The sequence below is a fragment of the Brevibacillus sp. AG162 genome (genome assembly GCF_006715575.1).
Classification (GTDB): domain Bacteria; phylum Bacillota; class Bacilli; order Brevibacillales; family Brevibacillaceae; genus Brevibacillus; species Brevibacillus brevis.
The window spans coordinates 203,979-229,639 of the sequence record NZ_VFNO01000008.1; the positions used below are offsets into that span (position 1 = coordinate 203,979).

Sequence of the window (25,661 nt, forward strand, 5' to 3'; positions counted from 1 at the left end):
CGGATTTGTAAAGCATCTTATAAGTGGCATGTGTCTAAGTGAAAAGCTATTTTCATGCCTCCTTTTGTTTTTGAACGTGGTACGTATTCTTCCGGCATACACTGATCATGTATCCGCATATCCCCCCTATTAGAGAGGGCAGCAGCCAGCCCAAACCTACCTCATACAGTGGAAGGTACTGAGTAAAATAATGATGGACAACACTGTTGTCCATCCCGCCAGCCTTTAAGCCATCAAACAGACTAATCAGAAAAGTGAACAGTAAACTTCCTTGATACACTTCTGGCCTGCCATTGAATGCTTTGTGCAGAAACGTCAAGAAGAGTAACGAGATCGCAATCGGATACATGGTCATTAAGATCGGAACGGAGACCTTAATGAGTTGCGTTAGTCCAATATTGGCAACGAGTGTACTGAAAACAGACAAAATAACCGCAAATTTTTTGTAAGAGATCTTCGGAAACAATCCATGAAAAAAAGAAGAACAGGCTGTAATAAGCCCTACACTTGTAGTCAAACATGCCACTGTAATCATTAATCCCAATAAAATGGCACCATAAGAACCAAAGTAGTAATGCGAAACTTTCGCCAAAACTTCAGCGCCATTTTCTAAGTGGCCCAACTTTTCCACACTAGAGGCACCCATAAAGGAAAGTGCGGTATAGAAAAGAGCGAGAAGGATACCGGCTATGATTGTTGCTTTTGCGCTCGTAGCCAAAACTTGTTTTTTGGCAGTCACTCCTTTTTCTTTAATCGCATTCACGATGATCATTCCAAAAACAAAAGCGACAAGCGCATCCAATGTTAAATACCCTTCTTGAAAACCCTTGAAAAACACATGGGATGTGTAATCTGCTTGCGGAGCTTGAAGGGCTCCAATTGGATAAAGAATAGCCGTTACTGCAATAATTCCGATAAATGTCAATTTAATTGGAGTTAAGATTTTTCCGACTACATGGATAATTTTCATAGGATTGAGCGATAAGAAGCAGGCAATTGCGAAAAACAGGATGGTGAATAGAATCAACGGTGCCGGACCTGCCTGTTCTGATAGGAACGGCTTTATCCCAATATCAAACGATACATTGCCGGATCTAGGTATCGCAAAAAACGGACCGATTGCTAGATATAGAACAATCGTGAATACCATTCCGAATACGGGATGCACCCGACTGGCTAAGGAGCGCAAGTCGTCTTTTCCCGAATAAACTAAGGCTGTGATCGCCAGCAAAGGTAACCCAACCCCTGTCACCAAGAAACCTGCATTGGCTAGCCATACATTTGTTCCTGCTAATTGGCCAAGCATTGGCGGAAAAATTAAATTACCCGCTCCAAAAAACAAAGCAAATAACATGAATCCTATCGTAACTACAAAAGAAACTGGCGCTTTCTGTGACACAACAATCCTCCTAATTGTTCTATATCTCTCATTCATAAATGTTCATTCAGTTGGTTGCTTACCAACCCCAAATTTATTCATTCTGATACTATACTCTAAATAAACATTCTGTTCAAACACATATAACTCAAAGTACTGCCCCCAAGAGAAAGAATTATCTTTCTCTTGCAAATATGGAGTGGGCTCAGGCTCAGGTACTCCATGGTTACCGGAAATCAAGCTTACACCCCTGATACAGTATACTACAAGCGTCCTTAATGTCGCATCTGGAAGTACCTTCCCTAGATACGAGAAGGGAGATTCGAACCCCTACCCTTCCTAAAAAGTTGATGGAGCTTTTCGACTCCTGTACTCCGGATCACTGGAATGAACCGTCGTATCTATGGCATCATCTAAGTTTTATATATTTCAGAAAATATTTATTTTTCTTAACTTGAAATCAATTGTCAATTTTCCTTATAATTACAATTAATCCTTTTGTTGAAAGCAAGCACATATAGTTCCATCCTTTTGGAAAGGAGGTGCAAACTCATGAAAAAAGTCGTGAAAGTAGCAGTAAACAAGAACAAACACGTACAAGAAATGAAAGCGTTGAAATGGCGCGTAGTTGTTGATGTTTGCTTGTAAGAGAGTCAAAAAAGTATGCATGATCTCCGTAACCATATAAAAGTTAGGAAGGACGGATTGCCATGAAAAAGGTAGTGAAAGTACAACTTTCTAACAATCAAAACGTTCAAGAAATGAAATTGCTTTTCCATCCAATTATGACCCTTGCGTGTAAAAAGTAATCGATTGTTCAAGAGCACCTCGTGTGCTCTTGAATTTTTTGCAAAGAGTTCTCGCTTTCCAGGCAGTAAGCAAACATGACGGGATGGTGCAGTTTATGAATCAATCGCATTTGTTGGATAGATATCATCAGTTGAGAGAGCTTGCCGAGGATGCAGACACATGGCTAGAATCAGAGATCGGTTCCGATCTTTGGGTAGATGGAATTAACGTATTTTTAACGGTATCAGCAGAGGATTTTATGGAAGGACTTGAGCGATTCGAGAGTAACTACGGTTTTCAGAACCATGGAATTGTAAGCGATATACGTCAATTTCAACGTTATTGTAGAGAAGCATCAGCGGATGGTGAATTTCCTTTATATCAGGCTCTAGCAGTTGGGATGACCTGGTTGAGCTTACAGCCTCAAATAAACGGCGGCTATTTCAACTTGCCTGTTCAAATTACCAATCACTCCATCGCTTTGTTGTTAAGCCCAACCTATTTAGCTGTTTGGGCACATAGTTACAATGAGGGGATTGGATTATACTTAGATTTGCACTCGACGCTACCCACGTTATTCCGACCAGAGCATGGACGAATCTATCAAAATGCAGGCTCGTATTTGGAGGGAAATCACATCAAGTTTCCTTTCCAAAATTACTTCCACGAAATTGCTCATATCCTCTTCTTCCATGACGTCTATCAACGTGTACTCGGGAGCGAAGCCGAATGCAGAAGCTACTGGACACATATCGAAGCATGCATTTATGGACTTGAGGAGCAGGTGCTCGCTGAAATGATGGAAGTGCAACCAGATTTGCACGCCATCGATGATGGGTTCGGAAGTAGTAAAGGATTCGAGGATTTTATCACTTATCGATTTGGTATTCTTGGTGCTCAAGAGGATAGATCGATACCAAAAGACACGGTTCGAACGTACATCAAAAGAAACATGCAATTAGGCGAAGCTAATGAAAGCATCCCTGATAATCAGGTAAAAGCGAGGATTCTTGCTAGTCATAAGCTAGATGAGGAACAATTAGAAGAGCTCGATACACACTGCAAGTCATTTGCTACTGCCTTGCAGGTACATAGCTTGTGGGGGATCAAAAGCTATCAACGAAACTCGATTCCAGCGTTTCGTGAAGTGGTAGAGTTACTCTCTCCTGATGCGTACTGTCTGCAAAAACTCGAAGAATCTTTGCGACCAGATGCATGGGGTACATTAGAGGATTTGTTATCGAAAAATCCGTTTGTGGAGATATGCTCTCAAACAAGAGAAAAGAATATACAAGCATGGAACTGGCGTGATACTATGTCGCGCTTGGCAGAAATGCGCGGATATTTGGCAAACGCGAATGAACCTGGTTACGATGAGACCAATCAAGAGCTATTTGAGATAGCAAAGCGTTTAGCTAAAGTCATTCACGAGGAGAAACAAAAAGAGGGTCTGGAAGAGCAGTATGAAAGCCAGTACGCGGACATGAAGCGGGAAATAAGCGAATCTTTAAACCGATTGCCTAACGTGGAAGTACGCGATCATTTGCACAATCTTCTCTCCAAACCCTATTACTTTGTGTTAGAGCCCAATTAATAGCTGAATATGAGTCAAAGACCGGCGATATTTACTATGTTGGTCTTTGTTTTTTTATGCAAGGAACGGGAATTGTGATCCAGCCAATCCAGTGATTGGTATTTTCCTAGATCAGTTCCATTACTTTCATCTTTACTACCTCCCTGCATCAGCCTGTCTCCTCAGCAAATCAGAGTTAATCTGCTGAATCATTTGTTCTACCCCATCACCTCTAGTTTTTATCCTTTTTTTAGAAATCGTTTAGGGTTTGTTTTGAACTTGCGTTTAGGATGGGATAAGACAAATGATTCAGAAGGGAGAGGTTTTTGCGTGCTTGAGAAACTCCCTAAAATTTGGTGGGGATTATTTCTTGTATCTCTTGTGGTTATCCTTCTATTTAACATTGGATCCTGCAAACAGTCGCAAAACGATTATTTCCGTCACTGTTCACTATCCTTTATTAGTTGCTCATATCGTTTCAGCTTTCATTGCTCTTCTCACTGGTTTTTTCCAGTTTGTCGACCGGATTCGCCTACAGAAACCAAGAATACATCGTTTTCTTGGGAGGGTTTATGTGTACAGTGTGTTTATCAGCGGACTACTCTCTTTAGGGAGTATCTTTTATGCAGAAAATTTTATGAAGGCAACAAGCTTCCTTGTCTTATCTTTGGCTTGGCTGTTCACTTGCTGGAAAGGGTACCGTACCGCCATCAACAGGGAATATGAGGAACACCGAAAATGGATGATTCGCAGTTTCGGTATGACCTTGGTTGCCGTAAGCGCGCGTCTATTGGTGCCAGTATTACTTCTTCTGTACTTTATTTTTCACGGTTTTTCTCTTCCGCATGGTATGGAAACCGTCATTGGAGAGGTATTGAATGTAAACATTTGGGCTGGGCTTATTCTTAATTTTGTGATTGTTGAGTGGGCTATATTGAAGAAATCTTAATATCCACAGTGCCCTCATGGATGCTTTAACAATTAAATAAGCTGACCAAATTGGCCAGCTTTCCTGTTATAGTCCTGTGATTATGTATTGGTGGAGGCGGGGGGATTCGAACCCCCGTCCGAAAACAGCGATACATGAGCATCTCCGAGCGCAGTCACTCATTTAAATTTCGGCACCGGATTCGCGGAGTGACGCGCTGACCTGGCATTATCTGCTTAAGATACTCCCTGTGCAATAAATATCTCTAAGTTTTATGCCATCTGCATTACTTTTCTCTTCTCCAAATCAGAGCAAATCTGCTGAATCATTTGTTCAACCCCATCACCTTTATAGACAAGAGATGTTTCATACCTGCACCATGGATCATTTGGACTTCGCCTTGCTGATAGCCAGTTAAAAGATCCTTCAATGAGTAATCTGTTATCTATCCAAAGCGTCTTGTTGTGGATACGGTTGGCAACGACAACTTTAACTCCCGCATTTTGCAATGATTCTTTTGCTTTAACGAAATTGTTTCTCTGCCTTTCGTTTTGCTCGTTTAGTTTCTCATCGGTGTATATAGTAACTTGAGTTCCATTTCGTATGGTGTCAGCAAATACCTCAAGCAATCCGTCCGCTTCGATTGCCACCGAAGACATGAACGGTGAAACAATATGTATTTCCTTCTTGGCGGCACGAATGCATTCTTTCAACACTCTTCTATGTTCACCCAACTCCCTTATATGATGGACGGCTCCGCTGAGATTTGACAATGCACGTGAAGAGATTCTGATATTCTTTATTTCATTTGCTTCATCTGCAAACAGATACCGTGCCAGCAAACCGGATGGCGTAGATGCATTGGAATCAAAAATCTGCATATCCCCGAACACCAGGAAGCTGTCTTTTGCACGGGATACAGCAACATTCATCATGTTGACTCCATTATCAAAAAAATATCCCGATTCTGTACTGCTGTCATACACTGGCGAAAAGATAACGATTGGTCTTTCCGCCCCTTGAAGTGCATGAACCGTCCCCACCTTCATATCCTTTATTTCGGCTCTTTTCAACGCAGTTTGAATCAGTTGTCGTTGCTGGGTAAAAGGGGTTACGACTGCAATAATATCCTCTATTTTAGATAGTTTTTGATCTTCATACATCTTTATCAATCGCTCTTGATTGTCCAATATCCAGTTAACGATAACATCTGCTTCAATCCGATTACGATTACTACCGCTAAATTTTTCGGATACCCCTTGAACATGTGCGTAGCCCAGATGTGGCAGTGGATAATCAGATTCACTTCCTCTTTTCGGCAAGAGTCGTCCCTTGTATGCCAATCTGTTGCAGTAACCGATGATTTCCGGCACACAACGACGATGTTCAGTCAGATACATCCCTCTGGCTTCATTATATTTCTGATACTTGCTTGCCCTTTGTGCAATATGCATCACTGTGCCATTGGAAGCACCAATGTATTTGTTCAACACGGTTTTTTCTGCATCATCATATGTGCTGGCAAGTTTGAATTTCTCCATGTTTTTCAGATCAATTGATTTTGGAATGTTCCATACTGGTTCAATTTGCAATGTATCTCCAACAACCAAAGCTTTCTTTGCCAGTGCAAATGTTGCTCCTGCTATCTCAGGACTCACTTGCCCCGCTTCATCTATAATCAGCAGGTCAATGAACTTATACAACGGTATTGATTCGCCTTGGTATGCCTTGAAAAAAGATGGCGTCATAAACAATGTTGAAACAAAGCATGGGGTAAGTTTCGCGTTTCTTCTCCACCTTGTTTTCTGCTTTGCTTCACCACGAGAGTCTTCATAGTTAGTAGAAAACTCATTCTGCATTTGCAGTATCCAGCGTCCTTCCCAGTAGTGGGTTGCCAGTTTAAAAGCATTGTATCTGTAACCGCTGTCCAATCTTGAGAGCAAATCTTCCTCTTCATTCAAACGCAATTTGTTTTTCCAATCGTTCCATACATTACGTGTATTCTGATACCATTGCTGATCTTTCTGTACCAGTTCAAATTCTTCCTGAGCCATATCGAAATCCCGCTGAAGATTCTTTTTACTCGTCTGGATAGATGTTGTAAACTCGTCCTCTTCCATTTCGTCATATCCATATGAAAGCATGAATATCTTGTTTCGCAATCGTCTCTTTTTGTCGACGTAGCCTTTAAGCGGAAAGAAATTCAGTTTTGTCATCCACCACGGTTGAGAGTACAGATGCTTGTTCCATTCGATTTCCGTCTGTTTTTTTGTGTTTAACTCGTACTGTATTTGTTCAAGCTCATCCCTTTTATCCGCTAACGCTTTTTCGATTCCCTGCGGATACTTTTCCTGCTCAATTTTGTTGATATGCAAAAACTCATGGTAGTCCTTAATTAACTGTCTCTGCTCATCTACAGTCTGCTTCAATTCACCATGCAGAAATTCCACCGCTTCCTTAACCGTAGTGAATGTCTTTTTCGCATATGAACTACTTTTTTCTAAAAAGAGCTTCTCTGCATCTGCAACATATTCTTGTGTCTCAAGTTTGGTTGTAAATCCACGCGGCTTCTTCTCATCCCTTTGATACGGATAGACTGTCTGGAAACCTGGATTCTCATCTTGGGAGATAGACGACAAATATAATCCATAGCTATGAACATTGGGTATCCACCTGCCCTCAAGCGAATTAGGATTTTCAGTTATTTTTCCAAAGCTGTCTATTACATTGGTTACAGCTTGATTATTAGTTGAAGTAACAACGATCACTGGAGGTTCTGTTTGTTCATACGCCGCTTTAATCCATAGTGTCGAAACAACGCTCTGTAGCATTGTTGTTTTTCCTGTTCCCGGCGGCCCGTTGACGGCAAGAATTTCTCCTTCATTCAATGTTAAAAAGTGATGAATAGTTTCCCGTTGTGATTCTGATACAGGAAACACATTACTCATCTGCCCCAAATGATTTCCTGATTGTAAAATGGAATCCATATCATCCAATAGGGGTTTTAGCTGTGTATCTTCTAATGAAGCATAACTTTTCAAAAGTGGTGGTATGTATTTCTTTCTCCTGATATCGTCGTACAATTCAATAATATTTTTGGACATACCTCGTTTGACTGATTCATCTGAAACAAATGCCTTTTTCCATCTCATATACTGTTCGTGTTCAAATGCAGACAACGCCTGTCCTGTGACTGAGCAAAACAGATTCAGGGCATAATTCCAATAGTCTGTCCAGTTTTCTTCAGGTTGACGGTGAGAGGACAAAAATACATCCATGCTCTCCAATTTGCCAATAGGAATAATATCTGAAGAACACGGCTCAAGAAAGTTCCTTGGAATCCACGGAAATGCATCAGGTTTCACTTGAAGCTGACCTTCTTTGTGCAGTTTGGCAGGAACCCATAACGGAACCAGCACTTTCAAGTCTTTCTTTAAAGTCGCCCCATGTTCAGTCTTGATATAGGCAACAACAGGAGCAAGCAGAACATCTATCACTTGTTCCTCTTTATACTTATCTTTGCTGAAATATGCCTCAACAATCGCAGGTGGTAATGTACCACGCTCAATATCCGAAAATGCTATTTGTTTGGGAGAAGAGAGTTTTGACAAATCCAGATTCAGACGATCTGCATCCGCCAGACTGTTTCTCCAATAAGTGATCACTTTCATTTTGAACTTTCACCTACCTCTACCCCTCAAAGTTTTCCCCTAAAATTATACAGGAAAGCAAGTAAAAGATATGCTAATTCTTTGAAGTAATACTTGATTATTCACATATATGGTGTTCACCGACTCGAATAACATCAAATATTCTTCGCTATACATTTACTCAACTCCCCACAATGCTTGATATAACAAGCTTTCCAAACCGCTATGTGTAGCGAAACTTCCCAATAAACGCAAAAAAACCACCCTCATCAGGTGGCTTCACTTTATGTATTTGGTGGAGGCGGGGGGATTCGAACCCCCGTCCGAAAACAGCGATACATGAGCATCTCCGAGCGCAGTCACTCATTTACATTTCGGTACCGGATTCGCGGAGTGACGCGCTGACCCGTTACCTAGCCTGATTGATCTTCTTCCTTCGGCTCCAGGCGGAAGCCTCCGGCGTATCCCACTAAAGTTGAGCGCTAATCATGCCACATGGGCGATGGAATGGTAGCGCCTCACTGGTTATTAAGCAGCGAGAGAAAGTTGTTTGTTGCCAGTTAATGGCGTTCCGCGTTGTTGACGAGGTCCGCAGCCCCCCGGCTCGCTTCTCATGCTCTACCATCCCCGTCGAATCCAGAACGCCCCCAGGTAGGTGAGAAAAAGTCTAGGTGAAGAGCCATTACATCCACACCTAGACTATATTAAACAGTGTATTGGCTTGTTGTTGCTTATTAAATATAGCACAGGCGACAGCCAAAACTCAACGTTGATTGCTGCCAAGCCTGCCAGTGCAATCCAATCAGCCTTTTTGGCGTTCGCGCAGAGCACGCTCGATATCACGCGCAGACTCTTTTTTCTTGAGGTCTTCGCGCTTGTCGTAGTTCTTTTTCCCTTTGACAAGTGCGAGCTCGACTTTGGCCCAGCCGCCCTTCAAATAAATGCTGAGCGGGACCAGCGAGTACCCTCTTTCGCGAATCAGACCATTGAGCTTGAGGATTTCCAAGCGGCGCATCAGCAGCTTGCGAGTCCGCTCTGGCTCATGGTTAAAGCGATTTCCCTGCTCGTACGGACTGATGTGCACATTGTACAGAAGCAATTCGCCATTCTGCACACGGGCGAAGCTGTCCTTGAGCTGGACACGCGCCGCACGCACGGACTTGATCTCCGTACCGGTCAGCTCAATGCCTGCCTCGTATACTTGCTCGATGTGGTAATCGTGGCGCGCTTTTCGGTTTTGGGCGATTGTCTTGGTTCCGGCCTTATCTTTTGACACGGAGATCACCTCACTTGTACGTACTGCGTTTCGTACCAGTTAGTCTAGCAAATTTTGCCCATTGTGGCAAGTCATTTACCCGGTAAATAAACATCCCCGAAAAGGGAAACGGATCGTTCCGAGTACTTTTCGGGGTTTAAACAACTGTTTAACGGCGTTTCCGTTTCGCTTGACTGGCTACGTTTTTGCGATTCTTTTTCTTGGACTTGACGAGATCTTCCCAGAATCCCTTCTGGCGTTTCGCTGGGGTATCTCCTTCTCCTGCACCGATTGGCAGCACTTCCTCACCGCTCGATGCTTTGCCCGATCCAGCACGGCGAGGGGGGGTGTTCCCTTCCGCTTTACGGCGATCCTTGTATTTCTGGCGGATTTCTGCCGGATGCTTTTTATCCTTTTGACGATCTGGTTTGCCAGGACGATCTGCACGGCCTGCGCGTGAACGATCTTGTTTACCACGTGTCGGCTTACGATCTCCACCGCGCCCATCTATTACGCGAGGCGTACGCTCACGGCTACCGCGGAAGCCAGCCTTCGGCATCCCGACGATTTCGAAGTCGATAGTGCGTTCATCCACGTTGACATTCGCTACACGTACCTCGACGACATCTCCGATCCGGTACTGCTTGCCTGTGCGCTCACCGACCAGCGCAAACATTTTCTCATGGTAATGATAGTAGTCGTCGGTCAAAAAGCTGACGTGCACCAAGCCTTCAATGGTGTTAGGCAGTTCGACGAAAATCCCAAACGAAGTGACACTGGAGATGACGCCTTCGAATTCTTCTCCCACTCGCTCCAGCATGAACTCCGCTTTTTTCAGATCGTCTGTTTCACGCTCGGCATCGACAGCCAGACGTTCACGCTGTGACGCATGCTCCGCGATTACTGGCATTTGCTCTGCCCAGTACCCCAGACGTTTTTCTGATATTTGATTCCCCAACTCGATCCATTCGCGAATGCGACGATGGACGATCAGGTCGGGATAACGGCGAATCGGCGAAGTAAAATGAGTATAAAACTCCGTAGACAAGCCGTAATGCCCCAGACTTTCCGCGTCGTAGCGCGCTTGCTTCATCGAACGCAGCATGACGGTGCTGATAATAATTTCTTCCGGCGTTCCTTTTACCTCTTCCAGCAACTGCTGCAACGCGCGTGGATGAACAGAATTGCCCTTCCCGCGGATCGAGTAACCGAAATTCGTGATGAACTCCATGAAGGCCATGAGCTTTTCAGCGTTCGGGTCTTCGTGAATCCGGTACATGAACGGCTGCTTCATCCAGTGGAAATGCTCCGCCACTGTTTCGTTGGCAGCGAGCATGAACTCCTCGATGATCTGCTCCGCAATCGATCTCGTACGGAAGCCGATTTCTGTAGGGGTTCCCTCTTCATCGACGTAAATTTTTGCTTCGCGGAAATCAAAGTCAATCGCGCCGCGCTGCATCCGTTTTTTACGCAGCTTCAAGGCCAGCTCTTTCATATCCTCGAACATCGGAACGAGTCTGCTGTATTTCTCGGTCAAGGCTTCGTCCTTGTCTTCCAAAATACTGCGTACATCTGCATACGTCATGCGCTCATCTGTACGAATCACACTCAAAAAGATGTCGTACTTCACGGTGTTTCCGTTCGCATCCATCTCCATATCGCAGGAAATCGTCAATCGATCTACCTGCGGATTGAGACTGCATATGCCATTGGACAAGCGATGCGGCAGCATCGGAATGACGCGGTCAACTAAGTAGACACTGGTACCGCGACGATACGCCTCATTGTCCAGCTGGGACTTTTCACGAACATAATAGCTGACGTCAGCGATATGCACGCCGAGTCTTACATTTCCGTTTGGCAGCCTCTCCAGGGAAACGGCATCGTCCAAGTCTTTGGCATCCGCACCGTCGATCGTAACCATCATTCGCTCGCGCAAATCACGACGGCCGCTGATCTCCTCCTCGGAAATCTCATCTGGTGCTGCCTCAGCCTCTGCTAACACGTCTTCTGGAAAAGCTTCAGGCAAGTTGAACTTACGGATAATCGACAGGATATCGACGCCCGGATCATTCTTATGGCCGAGAATCTCGACGACTTCACCCTCAGGATTCACTCGTCCCTCTGGGTAGCGAACGATGTTCACAACTACCTTGTGACCATCTACGGCACCGTTATAGGCTTCTTTGGGGACAAAAATATCCTTGCCGAGCCGCTTTTCATCGGGAATGACAAACGCGTAATACGTCTCGTCCTTGAACGTCCCGACAACCTGCTTCATTCCCCGCTCGACGATGCGAATAATCTGCCCTTCCAGACGATTGCCGCCCGCTTCCTTTTCCACACGAACCAGTACGGTATCCCCATGCAGTGCACCGTTCATATCATTCGCATGAACGTAAACGTCCTCCGTGCCCTGTGTTTCCGGGATCACAAATCCGAAGCCCTTCGGATGACTTTGCAGACGTCCACGTACCAAATTCATTTTTTCAGGCACGCCATACCGATTCGCTCTGGTGCGGATCACCTCTCCGCTCGCTTCCAGTGCATTCAGCGTTTTCACAAGCTCCTTGAACGTGGCAGAATCCTTGATTCCAAACGCTTCTTCCAGTTCCCTCACCGTCATCGGGTGATATGCTTGCTCTCGCATAAACGCGAGTATTTTTTCTTGGTCTTCCATTCACAAACCTCCTTTTTCGCGTGGCATTCCCGCGTTTCTCCATGACCATCCTATTATGTAGTATTCACCGTTCCCGCATATCGCAATCGGAATAGAGAAAAAGACAGCAAGTTGCACTCGCTGTCTTTCGGCCGTTCGTCTATTACGCTCCTGATTTCAAGAAATACCCGAGCAAAATCGCAAAAATCATGAAGCCAACCGCAAATACAACGGTCAGTTTCCCTAAAAGTGCGTCAATCCCGCGGGCTTTTTGTTTGCCCATCAGTTGCTCTGCGCCGCCACCAATCGCTCCGGAAAGGCCGGCACTTTTTCCCGATTGCAGCAACACGACGATAATTAAGCCAATACTTGCGATCACAAGTAAAATTTTCGCAGCCAATGCCATTTTCATTCACCTCAAAACGTATTTCCAAGGCGGAAAAAACCAATACAACAACTTTATCACACTTGTCTGGTAACAGCAACCCGCTATCCCTTCCATTATAAGAGAAATTCTCTCAAATAATATTGACCGTTGTAAGGTAGAATAAGAGCAACGTGTTTTTAATAAAAAATGGCAAATTGTGTACTTTCTTTGTCTTGTTTGGTAGTCGCCTTGATATTGTCAAACTTTTGCCGTAAAATTACCATGAAACTTTATTATTTGCTTTGGGAGGTCTTTGTCAGATGGCTGGGTCCAACAAAAAAGACATGAATCAAAACGATGTAATTGATTCCGCGAAGGCCTTTTTTACTTCGTTTGGTATCTTGTTTCTAGTTTTTCTCATTGCACTTGTAGGATCAATCATTTTCCCACCAACACATGGGGAAGAAGCAAATGGTGGCGGCGCACCAACTGCACAAATTGACGCTGCTGCTGTATTCAAACAAAATTGCGCTTCCTGTCATGGTCAAAATCTCGAAGGCATTGCAGGTCCAAACCTGACGAAAGTTGGAGCAACACACAGCGCTGAAGACATTGCCAAAATTATCAAAGAAGGTAAGGGCGGCATGCCTCCTGGATTGCTGAAGAAACAACCAGAAATTCAAGCGGTTTCACAGTGGCTGTCGGAGAAGAAATAAGTACATAGATAGCCAGTAGGAAAGAAACACCGAAGACTCGTCCTCTTCGGTGTTTTCCGCGTTAATGGGGAGGCTTTTACATATGACCATCAAGATCGAAGCTTTAGGGAAACAAATCCACTCTCCCACGAGTACATGGTTGTTCCGTGACGTAAACGCCAGTATTACAAAGCCTACGATTATTGGAATTCTGGGAAAATCAGGCCAAGGAAAAAGCACCTTGCTCCGTATTTTGGGTCGTCTTCTGCAGCCTGACGCCGGTACGGTTTTCTTAGAGAATAAAGAAATGTCACTGTGGGACGCGAGAGCTTGGCGAATGAAAATCAGTTATGTGGCACAGCAGGCTGTTATGCTGCCAGGCAGCGTGGAAGACAACCTGCGGACAGTGAGCAGCCTGCATCAGCGTCCTTTTGATAAGAAGCTCGCCTCTGACTTGATGGAGCAGTTATATATGGAAGAGATCGATTGGGCAAAACCAGCCGCTCAACTGTCCGGCGGTGAAAAGCAACGGCTCGCTCTCGTCCGCAGCCTGTTGCTTCAGCCACCTGTCCTGCTTCTGGATGAGGTCACTGCTTCACTTGATCCGAAAAGCAAGCAGGCTGGTGAGCGGCTCCTCGTCGATTTGCACCGCCAAACGGGTACGACCTTAATTTGGGTCACGCATGATTTAGAAGAAGCTCGAGTCGCTTGCAAGCGCATCTGGTTTATGGCCAACCACCAGCTCGCAGAAGACGCTGATTGTGATGCATTTTTCCACTCGCCCCAATCCGTTGAAGCCCGTGAATTTTTGCAAGATGGCTATGTCCATGCTGCCCTAAGTGAGGTGCAGCGATGACGCATACGTTTACGTTTTCATACATGTGGCTACTCTTTGCCTATGCCTTTGTTTTCATTGCCCTCCTGCTCTCTGTTTGGCAGAAGCTCGGTTTGGAAAAAGACATTTTGATTGGCACCATCCGCTCTACCGTTCAATTGCTCGCGATCGGCTACGTCCTACATTTTGTCTTTGCTGCCGATAGTGTCTGGTTTATTTTATTGATCATTCTCATGATGATCTTGGTCGCTTCGTGGAACGCTGCCAGCAGAGCGAAACGGTTATCGGGGATCTTTTGGCGGATCTCCATTTCACTTGCGATAACAGAGGTCATCACCATGGGACTGTTGGTTGTACTCGGGCTTGTCTCTCCTACCCCGCAGCACCTTATCCCGATGAGCGGCATGATTATTGGCAGCTCCATGATCGTCACGAGCCTTTTTCTCACGCACATGAACAGAGAAGTGGAAGCCTCCCGTGGGGAAATCGAGACACTACTTTGTCTGGGAGCCACGACACGCCAAGCCGTGCATGTGGTGTTGAAGCGCGCTGTTAAAGCGAGCATGATTCCTACCTTCGATACGATGAAAACAATCGGACTCGTCCAATTGCCAGGGATGATGACCGGAATGATCGTCGCGGGTGCCAGTCCCATCGAAGCCGTGCGCTACCAAATCCTCATTATGCTCAGCTTCAGCTCCTCTGCGGCCATTTCGGCGGTTCTGATCAGCATGCTCAGCTATCAGCTCTGGTTTACACGGGATTCTATGCTCCACTCTTAAATACACGCACTGTCGGACCTCTGCTTCCGGCAGTTTTTTTGTTTTTGTAATGAAATGCCCCCTGAGTCGTCAAATTACAAGTAGAACGTACAAAAGGTGGTTCAGCTATGGACAAAAACGGTTTAATAGAGCAATGGTTCCTGCGCTATGGCGATGATATTTACAAATTTCTTATTTACTACACCGGAACCCGCGATGTAGAAGATCTCGTTCAGGATGTCTTTTTAAAAGCGCTTCGGTCTCTGGATGCATTCGAAGGCAGGTCGCAGCCAAAAACTTGGCTATTGACGATCGCGAGGAATACCGCCATCGATCATAGACGAAAGCAACGTCTTCGCAATTGGCTGCCAGATAAATGGCTGGCGAACGTAGAGACTGAAGAAAAAACACCGGAAGAAATTCTGCACGTACATGAGGAGCAGCAAGCACTTTACCATGCAATCCGTGACGTAAAACCCGCTTTTCGCGAAGTGCTCATTTTGCGCGGAGTCAAGGGACTGTCCTCCAAGGAGACGGCTGAAATACTTGGGTGGTCCGAAAACAAAGTAAACGTGACACTGCACCGTGCCATGAAAGCGGTCAGGGAAATACTTGAGCGTGAGAAAAAGGAGATGATTGGCGATGCGATCTAATTCAGACCATGACTTACTAGCGAAATTGAAAGGGATGCCGGATATGAAAATGAGCGGAGAAAAAAAGCAAGAGATCGTTTCTGCTATTCGCCAAACAAATGTGAGCAAAAATGGAGGGACTACTTCTTTTCGTGGTTTCTCTGCGCTTGGTAAGGGATTGGCCCTCTGCTCCGTACTCGCTGTGACCGTCTGGCTGGGAGCCTCACTCCTTACGAACCAACAACAGAGCACATTGCCAGACACCGTTGCGCCTATCGCTCCTGGCTCTCCTACCGCTTCTCCGGGACCAGGTCCAAACAACAGCATAACAACACAGCCTGCTCCGCAGTCAGAGGAGCTATTGTCACAAATTCGCTCACACGCTAAAGAAGGCAGAGTCATCTCCCTTCCTTTCGTTCTGGAAAAAACGGTAGATGAAGTGGAAAAGGGCTGGGGAAAAGCTGAGAAAACCTACACAGCAAATGGACTGATCTACTCCGCTTATCCGAAAAAAGAAGTCGTGTTTGGCTACAACAAAGGCATGCAGATCGTAGACATGCACAGGACAGATTCACGTTTGCAGCAAATCAGCCTGTCTGCCGTCGAAAAGAGCTGGGGAAAGCCGGGGCGTATCAGCGAGTTTGGCAACCAAACGATTTACTCCTACGATGTCACAAGCAACTATCAGGTGAAATTCCTCTTCCAAGGAACAAAAAGCACGAGCAAGGAAGACCTGATTCTTGTTGAATACCATCTGTATTACCCACAAGGAAACAAAAATCTGATGCTGTATGGGGACAATGCCGAGATGTTGCAAAGCGTGCGTGATCTCGCCGGGAAAGGCCAAATCTTTGGTAGTCAGTATCGAGTAGAAAAAGATGTGTTCGATGAAGCAGAAAAACAGCTGGGCAAACCAGATGTCGTCTCCTTCGTCAATGGCATCACGTACAATACGTACCGGGATCTAAATCTAGTCTTCGCCTTTAACAAAGGAATGCAGATCGTTGATATTCGTTCCTATGACCTTCGTCTGCAAGCAATCACACTTGCCGAGGTACGTGAAACACTTGGGGAGCCAGTTAGCAAAACCACCACGGGCGGCCAAACCATCTACACCTACAAGGTAACCCCTGATTATGAATTGAAATTCATTTTCTCAGGCATCATGACCGATGATCCAAACAGCCTCTACATCGATCATGTAAACATTTACTACCCGCGAGGAACATTCAACAATATGGCGGGATAACCACACAAAAAAGACGGGAGCATCAGTCCCGTCTTTTCTCATTATTTACCGATGATGTGGCCTTCCAGCTCATCCAGTACTTTATTCGCTGCGATTACGCCACCGGAAGTATTCCAGATGGTGTCATCCACTTTAATTGCTTTGCCTGCTTTCACGACGTTCAGGTTTTTCCAGAGAGGATCATTTGTCCACTCTTGCTCCAGCTTGGAAGCCTCGCCTTTGCCTGTTTCGTACGTGAAGTAGAACATGATGTCGCCGTCCATTTCTGGAATGCGTTCTTTCGTAACTTCTGCTGCGAATTCGTCTTTGTCTTGGGAAGCTGGACGAGCCAGGCCAAGGTCTTTGAAGATAGCACCAGTGAAAGTGTCTTTATAGTAGATGCGAACTTTACCAGGCATAAAGCGTACAACAGATACTTGTGTGTTTAGCTTGTCGCCAGCTTTTGCTTTAAAGTCTTCAACGCGCTTGTTCCAATCAGCGAGGACTTTTTCTCCCTCAGCCTTTTTGTTTACTGCTTCTGCGAACAAGGAGAAGTTTGCTTTCCAGTCGCCGCGTGGCTCTTCCACGAATACGGTTGGAGCAATTGCAGTCAATTGTTGATAAATTTTTTCATGACGGAATTTCATACCCAGAATCAAGTCAGGCTTCAGTGCCGCGATTGCTTCCAGGTTAGGTTGACCTTCTGTACCTACGGATTTTGTCCCCTCAAGGAAAGACTTCGTGAAATCGTAGAATTGAGTAGGATCAATGGTCGAACCTACAGCCCCTACTGGCTTCACACCAAGTGCCATCAAGGTTTCAGTACCTTGGTTGGTCAACATGACGATGCGTTCTGGTGTACCTTTGATGGTTGTTTCGCCCATCGCGTGTTTCACTGTGTAGCTTTGGCCGGAACCCTCGGAATTGCCAGTTGCTTGATCAGCAGGCTTTTGTTCTGCTGGCTTTTGTTCGCTTGCTTGCGGAGCACCACAACCAGTAACAACCAGCAAGAGCGCCATTAAGACAGCAAAGAAAGCTTTACCGCCTGCGGTCCGATATGTACGAGAAAACATGATGAAAGGACCCCTTCCCTTTTCTATAATGAGAATGCATATCAATGACAGAGTCTATCCTACTCCCCTGCTTGTCAAAAGTCAATCATAAAATGATAATGACTATCAACATCATTGACACTTCCTTTATGTAGCTCTACACTTAACTATGAAACCATCTAAGAAATAAGGATGTAGCCATCATGAATACTTTTTTAGCTAGCAACTTTCGTAAAATTCTGGGACTGGTATTCGCCCTTCTCCTCCTGACTTACCTCAGTTATGCCAGCCTCATCTTTGGCGTCATTGACACGAGTTGGCAAACTGCGATTGATGCCTATACGAATTTTAACGGCTCCAATGAACACATCGTCATTAAAGAAGTGCGTGTACCGCGTGTGCTCAATGCGCTTACGGTCGGTTTCTGCCTCGGCTTGGCCGGAACTCTGCTCCAATCCTTGACGAGAAACCCTGTTGCAGACGTTGAACTGTTCGGTCTAAATGCAGGTGCTTCTCTATTTGTTGTGTTCGCCGTTACTTTTGTCGGGATCAGCTCCTTGACCCAATTTACTTGGATTTCCTTTTTAGGAGCCGCTGTAGCAGGTTTGATCGTCTACTTGCTCGGTTCATTCGGCAGAGATGGACTTTCGCCTGTGAAGCTGGTCCTAGCAGGTGCAGCTATCACCGCCTTGGCTTCTTCGATCCGACACGGCATGATGGTCCTGAATGAAAAGGCTACGGATGAGGTGCTTTTCTGGTTGGCAGGATCAGTCGGAGGCAGAAAGCTGGAGTACTTAGCCACTGTCTTTCCTTATATGGTCATCGCCTGGATCGCTGCTTTTGTCCTCGCACGTCCGATTCAAACGTTGTTGATGGGTGATGACGTAGCAAAAGGTCTCGGACAACGCACATTATTGGTCAAATTCAGTGTTGGAATCGTCATTGTTCTCTTATCCGGTTGCGCAGTTGCTGTTGCTGGACCTATTGGTTTTGTCGGTTTAGTCACTCCGCATCTGGCCCGCTATCTCGTCGGAATCGATACACGCTGGGTACTTTTGTACAGCGGTCTGCTTGGTTCCATCCTACTGCTGTTAGCAGACATCGGCGCTCGTTATATTGCAATGCCTGCTGAAGTGCCTATTGGAGTAATGACAGCCCTGATCGGGATTCCGTTCTTCATCTATGTCGCACGCAAGGGGCTGGATAAATAATGAAAGACTACCTGTCTCTTCGCATCGGCAAGCGCTTTTCATCGTTTCAGCTACATAAAAAGACGATCTGGTTTTCGCTACTCGCCTTGCTTATTGTCGTAGCAGTGGCGGTTGTCAGTCTCGGAATGGGTGAAATGAAAATCGCCCCGCTCGATGTGGTAAAAGTTTTGTTGGGAATCGGTTCAGAAGAGAATGCTTTGATAGTGGAGCAATTTCGCCTGCCGCGCATCGTCATTGCTATTCTCGTAGGTGCCGCACTCGCCGTAGCTGGTGCCATCATGCAGGGTCTCGTCCGCAATCCGCTGGCTTCCCCGGATATTCTTGGGGTATCGGGTGGAGCATCTGTTTTTGCTGTCGGCTTCTTGATCCTATTTGAAACAGCGAGCATCAAGTGGCTTCCTCCCATCGCTTTTTTGGGGGCAACATTGACGACATTCCTGCTGTACGCCCTCTCTTGGAAAAAAGGCGTCACACCGCTTCGTCTCGTCATGATCGGTGTTGGAATCAAAATCGCAGCGGGTGCCATTGTCACCATGCTGATCATGTTCAGTCCGTTTTTGCTGCAAAATAAGGCATTGCTCTGGCTGACTGGCAGCATCTACGGCGTTGACTGGAACGACGTATTCATGATTTTGCCGTGGGTCGTCGGACTGATTCTCGCAGCTGGCTTCCTTGCTAGACGCGTGAACATTCAACAGCTCGGCGATGATCTGGCGACGAGTCTCGGCAGTTCCTTGCAATTAGATCGCTTCCTCCTGCTGATGATTTGCGCGGCTTTGACGGGAACAGCCGTCTCTGTTGGAGGAGATATCAGCTTTGTGGCTTTGCTGGCCCCACATATTGCCAAGCAACTGATTGGTCCGTCCTTTGGCGGTGCCATGACACTCTCGGCTTTCTTGGGTGCCATTATCGTATTGCTTGCCGATTTGATTGGACGCATGGCATTTTCACCAATCGAAGTGCCTGTAGGGGTATTCACCTCTGCCATCGGCGCTCCGTTTTTCATCTACTTGCTGTACAAAAACCGAAATCGCTAGGAAAAACTTTGTCCCGCTGTGGTGGTGGGGAGGAAACAGGAGAAAACGCTCAGCTTCTTGGGCCACCCGCTGTGGGATGGACTGCCCGACTCCATGAAAAAAAGCGAAACCCGCGTCCAAAGTGGTTCTATCAGGAAGTTTTACAGAGGTGGACGCTTAAGAGCGTGTTTCGCTTTTTGCATTCCGTCTCGGTCGGCGTACCAAAGATCTTCGCTTATTTCTCCTGTTTCCTCTACGAGCTGTCGTGCTATACGGATTTTAAAAAGCCTTTAAAACATTGAAGAATGTGATCAGTAACGCCAGAGAAGAATATTTCCAGACGTAGCGAGCCTAGACTGGAAATATTCTTCTCCCACCACAGCCACATGCGGCCCTGAAAATATTTTTTAACTTCCTATACGTTGAAAGGAGTCAAGACCATATGCAAGCTTTGGAAACCCAACGGCTTACGTTATCGTACGGAGAACGCAATATCATTGAAGCGTTAGATTTAAATATCCCACGTGGAAAAATCACAGTTTTCATTGGCAGTAATGGCAGTGGCAAATCGACGTTGCTGCGCTCTCTGGCACGTTTACTCAAACCAAAGGAAGGCGCCATCCTGCTTGAAGGAGAATCGATCGCGAAACGCTCTACCAAAGAGGTAGCCAAACGTCTTGCCATCCTTCCTCAAGGCCCATCTGCACCAGAAGGATTGACGATTCTGCAATTGGTCAAACAAGGACGCTATCCTTATCAAAACTGGCTACAGCAATGGTCAGAAGAAGACGAGCAGATGGTCAACAAAGCATTGGCAGCTACTCAACTAACGAATATGGCTAACCGCGCCGTCGACAGTCTCTCTGGCGGACAACGTCAGCGCGCCTGGATTGCGATGACTCTCGCCCAAGGTACCGAAACGATTTTGCTGGATGAGCCTACGACTTATTTGGATATGTCGCATCAGATTGAGATTTTGGACCTGTTGTTTGAACTGAATCAAACGGAACAGCGCACCATCGTCATGGTTCTCCACGATCTGAATCTCGCTTGCCGCTATGCCCATCATATCGTTGCCGTTCACAATCAGACCGTCGTGGCAGAAGGTGCTCCGGACGAAGTGCTGACGACCGACCTTGTCCGTACGGTTTTCGATATGGATTGCCAAATTACGCAAGACCCGCTGTACGGAACTCCTATGTGCATCCCGTACAGTAAAAGCCGTCTGGGCACTGTGCAAACCGAACAAAAAGCATTCGCCATGTCATAAGCTCCAAACAACAAAAAGACTGTCCATGAGTAGTATGGGCAGTCTTTTTTCGTATGCAAAAACGTCCTTCCTTAAGCTAATGGGCAGATTGCCGCAAAGCTAATGTCGCTTGCTCGTCCATTTTTTTGACCAATTTGGGATCTTCGTAGGTTGCTATCTTCGCATCGATAAGCGCAAGGTTTTTCTGGAATTCCTCCATTTGCTTTTCCACTTGCTCACGATGAGCGATAAGTAGGGCTTTTCTCTCCTCTAGCTTTTGGCTTCCTTGCTTACACCAATCGCTGTATTCTTTGATTTCTTTAATGGGCATACCGGTATTTTTGAGGCAGCAGATTAAGGCTATCCAATTGAGATCCAATTCGCTAAAGAGACGATTACCGTTTTTGTCTCGTGAGACAAAGGGCAGCAGGCCTTCTTTGTCATAGTAACGCAATGTATGGGCAGGTAGGCCGAATAGATCAGCCACCTGCTTAATCGTGTAAAACATCTTTTCACGCCCCCTTGACTTAAAGTGAACTTTAACCTTTATGCTCACTATAGATCACATGTTTACAACCATTCAAGTGGTCCAATTATAACGTAAAGGAGATAAATCGCTATGAATAAAATGCAAAAGATCGCCCTGGTAACGGGGGGCAGTCGCGGGCTAGGGCGAAATTCAGCTATCGCGCTATCTCGAAAAGGATTTGATGTCATCCTGACGTATCATTCTCGCAAGGAAGAAGCGGAATTGGTAATCAAAGAAATTGAGGAGAATGGTCAAAAAGCTGCCGCCTTGCAACTTGATGCGGGTGACGTGTCCACTTTCGAAAGGTTCGTATCCCGCCTTGCCGATGTACTGCAAGAAAAATGGAATACGGAGCGTTTTGATGTTCTGATTAACAACGCTGGTTTCGGAGTGAACGCTCCACTTTCGGCTACCACTGAGGAACAGTTTGACAGTTTGGTAAACGTGCACCTCAAAGGCGTATTTTTCTTAACACAGAAATTATTGCCCCGTATTTCTGATGATGGACGAATCATTAATGTCTCGACTGGATTGACCCGGTTTGCCCTTGACGGCTATGGAGCATACGCCGCCATGAAAGGCGCCGTCGAAGTATTGACGAGATATATGGCAAAGGAATGGGGAAAACGGGGCATCCGGGTTAATACGATCGCCCCGGGAGCGATTGCTACGGACTTTCAGGGAGGAGCAGTACGGGATAATCAGGAAATACATGACTTTATTGGTTCGCAAACAGCGTTAGGCCGGGTTGGGAGAGCTGATGATATTGGTGGTCTTGTCGCGTCATTGTGCACCGACGAAATGGGCTGGGTGAACGCGCAACGAATCGAGGCTTCCGGTGGCATGTTTCTTTAATCCTACAAAAAGAACAGCGGCAGTCCCGGACTTTTTTTCGTCCTGGACTGCCGCGCTCTATCTAGCAATCATGCAAGCTTACTTCTTCAGGTTGTAGAATGCAGAACGACCGCCAAAACGAGCTGTATCAGCGAGTTCGTCTTCAATGCGCAGCAATTGGTTGTACTTCGCTACGCGATCCGTGCGGGAAGGCGCACCAGTCTTGATTTGACCTGCATTTGTAGCCACTGCGATATCCGAAATCGTAGAGTCTTCGGTTTCACCGGAACGGTGGGAAATCACCGCAGTATAGCCAGCCAGCTTCGCCATTTCGATTGCTTCGAAGGTTTCTGTCAGCGTACCGATTTGGTTTACTTTTACCAGAATGGAGTTACCTGTAGAGGTCTCGATTCCGCGAGCCAGACGCTCTGTGTTCGTAACGAACAAGTCGTCACCTACCAGCTGAACTTTGCTGCCCAGTTTGTCAGTGAGTGCTTTCCAGCCATCCCAGTCGTCTTCAGACAGACCGTCTTCGATGGAGATGATTGGGTATTTGTTTACCAGATCTTCGTAGAACGCGATCATTTCTTCTGTTGTTTTCACAACGCCTTCGCCTTCGAAGTGGTATTTGCCGTCTTTGAACATTTCTGTAGCTGCTACGTCCAGCGCGAGGAACACGTCTTTGCCTGGCTCATAGCCAGCTGCTTTGATCGCATCCAAAATGGTTGTGATCGCTTCTTCGTTGGATTTCAGGTTTGGAGCGAAACCGCCCTCATCCCCTACTGCTGTGCTCAGGCCTTTTTCACCCAATACTTTTTTCAGGGAGTGGAAAATTTCCGCACCTGTGCGCAGCGCTTCCTTGAAGGAAGTAGCACCTACTGGCATAACCATGAATTCCTGAATGTCTACAGTGTTGTCTGCGTGCTTACCACCGTTCAGGATGTTCATCATAGGAACTGGCAACATTCTCGCGTTGAAGCCGCCGAGGTAGTTGTAGAGAGGAACGCCAAGAGAATCTGCAGCTGCACGTGCTACTGCCATGGACACGCCGAGAATCGCGTTTGCGCCCAGCTTGCCTTTGTTTGGCGTGCCGTCGAGCTGAATCATCGCCATATCGATGCCGACTTGATCCAGGGCATCCATGCCGATCAGTTCAGGAGCAATGATTTCATTCACGTTTTCTACGGCTTTCAGAACGCCTTTGCCCAAGTAACGGGATTTGTCACCGTCGCGAAGCTCTACTGCTTCATACGCACCTGTAGACGCTCCAGATGGAACATCTGCGCGACCCATCGAGCCATCTTCAAGATACACTTCTACTTCCACAGTTGGATTACCGCGGGAGTCCATAATTTCACGTGCATAAATGTCAGTAATCATTGCCATTTCTCGTCCATCTCCTTTTTTCATGTGCACTTACACTCTATTTCGATAAACGCCAAGCTACCCTTACAGTGTGTCCCAGTGAAGCCTATTTTGCAAGTAACGATTTACCTGTCATTTCAACTGGTTGCGCTACCCCCAAAAGCTCCAAAAGCGTTGGCGACAAGTCGGCCAGAATACCGTCTTCGCGCAGAGCAGCCCCGTCTTTGGTCACGATTACAGGCACCGGATACGTACTGTGTGAAGTAATCGGACGTCCCGCTTCATCCAGCATCAGATCCGCGTTGCCGTGATCAGCCGTGATGACGGCTACGCCGCCTTTTGCTACGATTGCATCGACTACTCTGCCCAAGCATGCATCGACTGTCTCGACTGCTTTGATGGTTGGCTCCATCATGCCGGAATGACCCACCATGTCGCAGTTGGCAAAGTTCAGGATGATCGCGTCAAAATTATCTGCCTCGATCTCAGCGACAACAGCGTCTGTCAGCTCTGGTGCACTCATCTCCGGCTGCAAATCGTACGTCGCCACTTTTGGCGAAGGAATCAAGATACGCTCCTCACCTGGAAACTCCTTTTCACGCCCGCCGCTGAAGAAGAATGTCACGTGCGGGTATTTCTCCGTCTCGGCAATGCGCAGCTGCTTCAAACCGTGCTGGGAAAGCACCTCTCCCAACGTGTTATCCAGATTGGAAGGCTTGTAAGCGACATACCCGTCAACCGTCTCGGAAAAATGCGTCAGGCACACAAAATGCAGATCGCGTGGGCGCTCATCTCCGCGGTCAAAGCCACGGAAATCTTCATTCGTGAATGCCTGCGACATTTGAATCGCACGATCTGGGCGGAAATTATAAAAAATAATCGAATCGCCGCTTTGAACGGTCGTCACTGGTTTTCCTGCCTCGTCGAGAATCACGGTTGGCATGACGAACTCATCCATAATGGACTTTTCGTAGGATTCCTTTACCGCTTGAACCGGATCACGATAAGCCGGAGCATCTGCGTACACCATGGCACGATACGCCTTCTCTACGCGCTCCCAGCGTTTGTCACGATCCATCGCATAGTAGCGACCTTGTACGGTAGCAATGCGGCCAACGCCGATTTCTGCAATTTTGGCTTGCAGCTGTTCGATATAGCCCACTGCACTGTCAGGCGATACATCGCGGCCATCGAGGAAACCGTGAATGAACACATCCGCAAAGTCCTGCTTTTTCGCCAACTCGAGCATCGCAAACAGGTGGTCAATGTGACTGTGTACACCGCCATCGGACAAAAGCCCGAACAGATGGAGCTGCTTGCCGTTTTGCTTCGCGTGCTGGAAAGCAGCGATCAATGTTTCGTTTTCAAAAAATGCGCCTTCTCGAATCGACTTGGTAATGCGCGTCAGATCCTGATAAACAACACGCCCTGCCCCGATATTAAGATGGCCTACCTCGGAGTTCCCCATCTGTCCTTCTGGCAGTCCAACAGCCAGCCCACTTGCCTCCAGGGTCGCATGAGGGTATTGGTTCCAGTAACGGTCGAAATTCGGCTTGTTGGCTTGTGCTACTGCGTTTCCATGCGTTTCGTTCCGCAGAGCAAAACCATCCAAAATCAAAAGGGCAACCGGTTTTGGTCTTAGTGCCATTGCTTTC

20 protein-coding genes and 1 other RNA gene are annotated in these 25,661 nt (G+C 46.5%); 11 read left to right on the forward strand and 10 right to left on the reverse strand.

What is annotated here, in order from left to right:
* Positions 1 to 52: 52 nt before the first annotated feature.
* Complete coding sequence (brnQ, locus tag FB479_RS22535; protein ID WP_142066783.1) at positions 53 to 1,399, reverse strand: branched-chain amino acid transport system II carrier protein; 1,347 nt, start codon at positions 1,397 to 1,399, stop codon at positions 53 to 55.
* Between the two features lie 883 nt (positions 1,400 to 2,282).
* Between brnQ and FB479_RS22540 the strand changes: the two genes are divergently transcribed.
* Together FB479_RS22540 and FB479_RS22545 are read left to right on the forward strand one after the other, a co-directional pair.
* A complete protein-coding gene (locus FB479_RS22540; RefSeq protein WP_255438544.1) occupies positions 2,283 to 3,761 on the forward strand; it encodes a hypothetical protein in 1,479 nt (492 codons plus the stop codon).
* A 283-nt stretch (positions 3,762 to 4,044) separates the two neighbouring features.
* Entirely contained in the window at positions 4,045 to 4,689 is a 645-nt protein-coding gene (locus FB479_RS22545) for a DUF2306 domain-containing protein (protein ID WP_255438546.1), read from the forward strand.
* A gap of 251 nt (positions 4,690 to 4,940) precedes the next feature.
* On the opposite strand, the gene FB479_RS22550 is transcribed toward FB479_RS22545, so the two are convergent.
* The 5 genes from FB479_RS22550 to secG all read right to left on the reverse strand — a co-directional run bounded on the left by FB479_RS22550 (position 4,941) and on the right by secG (position 12,638).
* Positions 4,941 to 8,339 carry an AAA domain-containing protein gene (locus FB479_RS22550; RefSeq protein ID WP_142066785.1) on the reverse strand — a complete coding sequence of 1,133 codons (3,399 nt, stop codon included), beginning with the start codon at positions 8,337 to 8,339 and terminating at the stop codon, positions 4,941 to 4,943.
* Positions 8,340 to 8,611: 272 nt separating this feature from the next.
* Positions 8,612 to 8,967, reverse strand: a transfer-messenger RNA (tmRNA) gene (gene ssrA / locus FB479_RS22555).
* Between the two features lie 153 nt (positions 8,968 to 9,120).
* Complete coding sequence (gene smpB / locus FB479_RS22560; RefSeq protein WP_016740379.1) at positions 9,121 to 9,594, reverse strand: SsrA-binding protein SmpB; 474 nt, start codon at positions 9,592 to 9,594, stop codon at positions 9,121 to 9,123.
* 148 nt (positions 9,595 to 9,742) lie between these two features.
* On the reverse strand, positions 9,743 to 12,253 hold the full coding sequence (rnr, locus tag FB479_RS22565; protein WP_142066786.1) for a ribonuclease R: 2,511 nt from the start codon (positions 12,251 to 12,253) through the stop codon (positions 9,743 to 9,745).
* Positions 12,254 to 12,395: 142 nt separating this feature from the next.
* Positions 12,396 to 12,638 (reverse strand): preprotein translocase subunit SecG, encoded by a 243-nt coding sequence (gene secG / locus FB479_RS22570; protein ID WP_007728789.1) that lies wholly within the window; start codon positions 12,636 to 12,638, stop codon positions 12,396 to 12,398.
* Positions 12,639 to 12,919: 281 nt separating this feature from the next.
* On the opposite strand from secG, the gene FB479_RS22575 reads away from it, so the two are divergent.
* The 5 genes from FB479_RS22575 (at position 12,920) to FB479_RS22595 (ending at position 16,771) form a co-directional block, all read left to right on the forward strand.
* Positions 12,920 to 13,315 (forward strand): YqzM family protein, encoded by a 396-nt coding sequence (locus tag FB479_RS22575; RefSeq protein ID WP_106657084.1) that lies wholly within the window; start codon positions 12,920 to 12,922, stop codon positions 13,313 to 13,315.
* An 82-nt stretch (positions 13,316 to 13,397) separates the two neighbouring features.
* The gene (locus FB479_RS22580) at positions 13,398 to 14,150 is read left to right on the forward strand and encodes an ABC transporter ATP-binding protein (RefSeq protein WP_142066787.1); all 753 of its coding nucleotides are present in this window, start codon (positions 13,398 to 13,400) and stop codon (positions 14,148 to 14,150) included.
* Positions 14,147 to 14,911: an ABC transporter permease gene (locus tag FB479_RS22585; RefSeq protein ID WP_142066788.1), complete on the forward strand. Its 765-nt coding sequence runs from the start codon at positions 14,147 to 14,149 to the stop codon at positions 14,909 to 14,911. Before FB479_RS22580 ends, FB479_RS22585 begins: the two co-directional genes overlap by 4 nt.
* A 107-nt stretch (positions 14,912 to 15,018) precedes the next feature.
* Entirely contained in the window at positions 15,019 to 15,543 is a 525-nt protein-coding gene (locus FB479_RS22590; RefSeq protein ID WP_142066789.1) for an RNA polymerase sigma factor, read from the forward strand.
* Positions 15,533 to 16,771 carry a YjgB family protein gene (locus FB479_RS22595; RefSeq protein ID WP_142066790.1) on the forward strand — a complete coding sequence of 413 codons (1,239 nt, stop codon included), beginning with the start codon at positions 15,533 to 15,535 and terminating at the stop codon, positions 16,769 to 16,771. Before FB479_RS22590 ends, FB479_RS22595 begins: the two co-directional genes overlap by 11 nt.
* 41 nt (positions 16,772 to 16,812) lie before the next feature.
* On the opposite strand, the gene FB479_RS22600 is transcribed toward FB479_RS22595, so the two are convergent.
* The gene (locus FB479_RS22600) at positions 16,813 to 17,823 is read right to left on the reverse strand and encodes an ABC transporter substrate-binding protein (RefSeq protein WP_142066791.1); all 1,011 of its coding nucleotides are present in this window, start codon (positions 17,821 to 17,823) and stop codon (positions 16,813 to 16,815) included.
* Between the two features lie 182 nt (positions 17,824 to 18,005).
* Between FB479_RS22600 and FB479_RS22605 the strand changes: the two genes are divergently transcribed.
* From FB479_RS22605 to FB479_RS22615, 3 genes are all read left to right on the forward strand, one after another.
* Positions 18,006 to 19,013, forward strand: coding sequence for a FecCD family ABC transporter permease (locus tag FB479_RS22605; protein WP_142066792.1), 1,008 nt, complete (start codon positions 18,006 to 18,008; stop codon positions 19,011 to 19,013).
* The gene (locus tag FB479_RS22610; RefSeq protein WP_142066793.1) at positions 19,013 to 20,050 is read left to right on the forward strand and encodes a FecCD family ABC transporter permease; all 1,038 of its coding nucleotides are present in this window, start codon (positions 19,013 to 19,015) and stop codon (positions 20,048 to 20,050) included. Before FB479_RS22605 ends, FB479_RS22610 begins: the two co-directional genes overlap by 1 nt.
* Before the next feature lie 421 nt (positions 20,051 to 20,471).
* The gene (locus FB479_RS22615) at positions 20,472 to 21,299 is read left to right on the forward strand and encodes an ABC transporter ATP-binding protein (RefSeq protein ID WP_142066794.1); all 828 of its coding nucleotides are present in this window, start codon (positions 20,472 to 20,474) and stop codon (positions 21,297 to 21,299) included.
* A gap of 76 nt (positions 21,300 to 21,375) precedes the next feature.
* On the opposite strand, the gene FB479_RS22620 is transcribed toward FB479_RS22615, so the two are convergent.
* On the reverse strand, positions 21,376 to 21,786 hold the full coding sequence (locus tag FB479_RS22620; protein ID WP_142066795.1) for a MerR family transcriptional regulator: 411 nt from the start codon (positions 21,784 to 21,786) through the stop codon (positions 21,376 to 21,378).
* 111 nt (positions 21,787 to 21,897) lie between these two features.
* On the opposite strand from FB479_RS22620, the gene FB479_RS22625 reads away from it, so the two are divergent.
* On the forward strand, positions 21,898 to 22,662 hold the full coding sequence (locus FB479_RS22625) for an SDR family NAD(P)-dependent oxidoreductase (RefSeq protein ID WP_142066796.1): 765 nt from the start codon (positions 21,898 to 21,900) through the stop codon (positions 22,660 to 22,662).
* A 78-nt stretch (positions 22,663 to 22,740) separates the two neighbouring features.
* Here FB479_RS22625 and eno read toward each other — a convergent pair whose 3' ends face one another.
* Together eno and gpmI are read right to left on the reverse strand one after the other, a co-directional pair.
* Entirely contained in the window at positions 22,741 to 24,027 is a 1,287-nt protein-coding gene (gene eno, locus FB479_RS22630) for a phosphopyruvate hydratase (protein WP_048034946.1), read from the reverse strand.
* Between the two features lie 85 nt (positions 24,028 to 24,112).
* Positions 24,113 to 25,654 carry a 2,3-bisphosphoglycerate-independent phosphoglycerate mutase gene (gpmI, locus tag FB479_RS22635; RefSeq protein ID WP_142066797.1) on the reverse strand — a complete coding sequence of 514 codons (1,542 nt, stop codon included), beginning with the start codon at positions 25,652 to 25,654 and terminating at the stop codon, positions 24,113 to 24,115.
* Positions 25,655 to 25,661 lie beyond the last annotated feature (7 nt).

Bases quoted from the DNA above. Each gene is read 5' to 3' on its own strand.
- FB479_RS22575 (WP_106657084.1), top strand. From the start codon at position 12,920: ATGGCTGGGTCCAACAAAAAAGACATGAATCAAAACGATGTAATTGAT.
- FB479_RS22545 (WP_255438546.1), top strand. From the start codon at position 4,045: ATGATTCAGAAGGGAGAGGTTTTTGCGTGCTTGAGAAACTCCCTAAAA.
- FB479_RS22595 (WP_142066790.1), top strand. From the start codon at position 15,533: ATGCGATCTAATTCAGACCATGACTTACTAGCGAAATTGAAAGGGATG.
- rnr (WP_142066786.1), bottom strand. From the start codon at position 12,253: ATGGAAGACCAAGAAAAAATACTCGCGTTTATGCGAGAGCAAGCATAT.
- FB479_RS22590 (WP_142066789.1), top strand. From the start codon at position 15,019: ATGGACAAAAACGGTTTAATAGAGCAATGGTTCCTGCGCTATGGCGAT.
- FB479_RS22610 (WP_142066793.1), top strand. From the start codon at position 19,013: ATGAAAGACTACCTGTCTCTTCGCATCGGCAAGCGCTTTTCATCGTTT.
- FB479_RS22625 (WP_142066796.1), top strand. From the start codon at position 21,898: ATGAATAAAATGCAAAAGATCGCCCTGGTAACGGGGGGCAGTCGCGGG.
- eno (WP_048034946.1), bottom strand. From the start codon at position 24,027: ATGGCAATGATTACTGACATTTATGCACGTGAAATTATGGACTCCCGC.
- gpmI (WP_142066797.1), bottom strand. From the start codon at position 25,654: ATGGCACTAAGACCAAAACCGGTTGCCCTTTTGATTTTGGATGGTTTT.
- FB479_RS22550 (WP_142066785.1), bottom strand. From the start codon at position 8,339: ATGAAAGTGATCACTTATTGGAGAAACAGTCTGGCGGATGCAGATCGT.
- FB479_RS22580 (WP_142066787.1), top strand. From the start codon at position 13,398: ATGACCATCAAGATCGAAGCTTTAGGGAAACAAATCCACTCTCCCACG.
- FB479_RS22600 (WP_142066791.1), bottom strand. From the start codon at position 17,823: ATGTTTTCTCGTACATATCGGACCGCAGGCGGTAAAGCTTTCTTTGCT.
- FB479_RS22620 (WP_142066795.1), bottom strand. From the start codon at position 21,786: ATGTTTTACACGATTAAGCAGGTGGCTGATCTATTCGGCCTACCTGCC.
- FB479_RS22615 (WP_142066794.1), top strand. From the start codon at position 20,472: ATGCAAGCTTTGGAAACCCAACGGCTTACGTTATCGTACGGAGAACGC.
- FB479_RS22540 (WP_255438544.1), top strand. From the start codon at position 2,283: ATGAATCAATCGCATTTGTTGGATAGATATCATCAGTTGAGAGAGCTT.
- FB479_RS22605 (WP_142066792.1), top strand. From the start codon at position 18,006: ATGAATACTTTTTTAGCTAGCAACTTTCGTAAAATTCTGGGACTGGTA.
- FB479_RS22585 (WP_142066788.1), top strand. From the start codon at position 14,147: ATGACGCATACGTTTACGTTTTCATACATGTGGCTACTCTTTGCCTAT.
- secG (WP_007728789.1), bottom strand. From the start codon at position 12,638: ATGGCATTGGCTGCGAAAATTTTACTTGTGATCGCAAGTATTGGCTTA.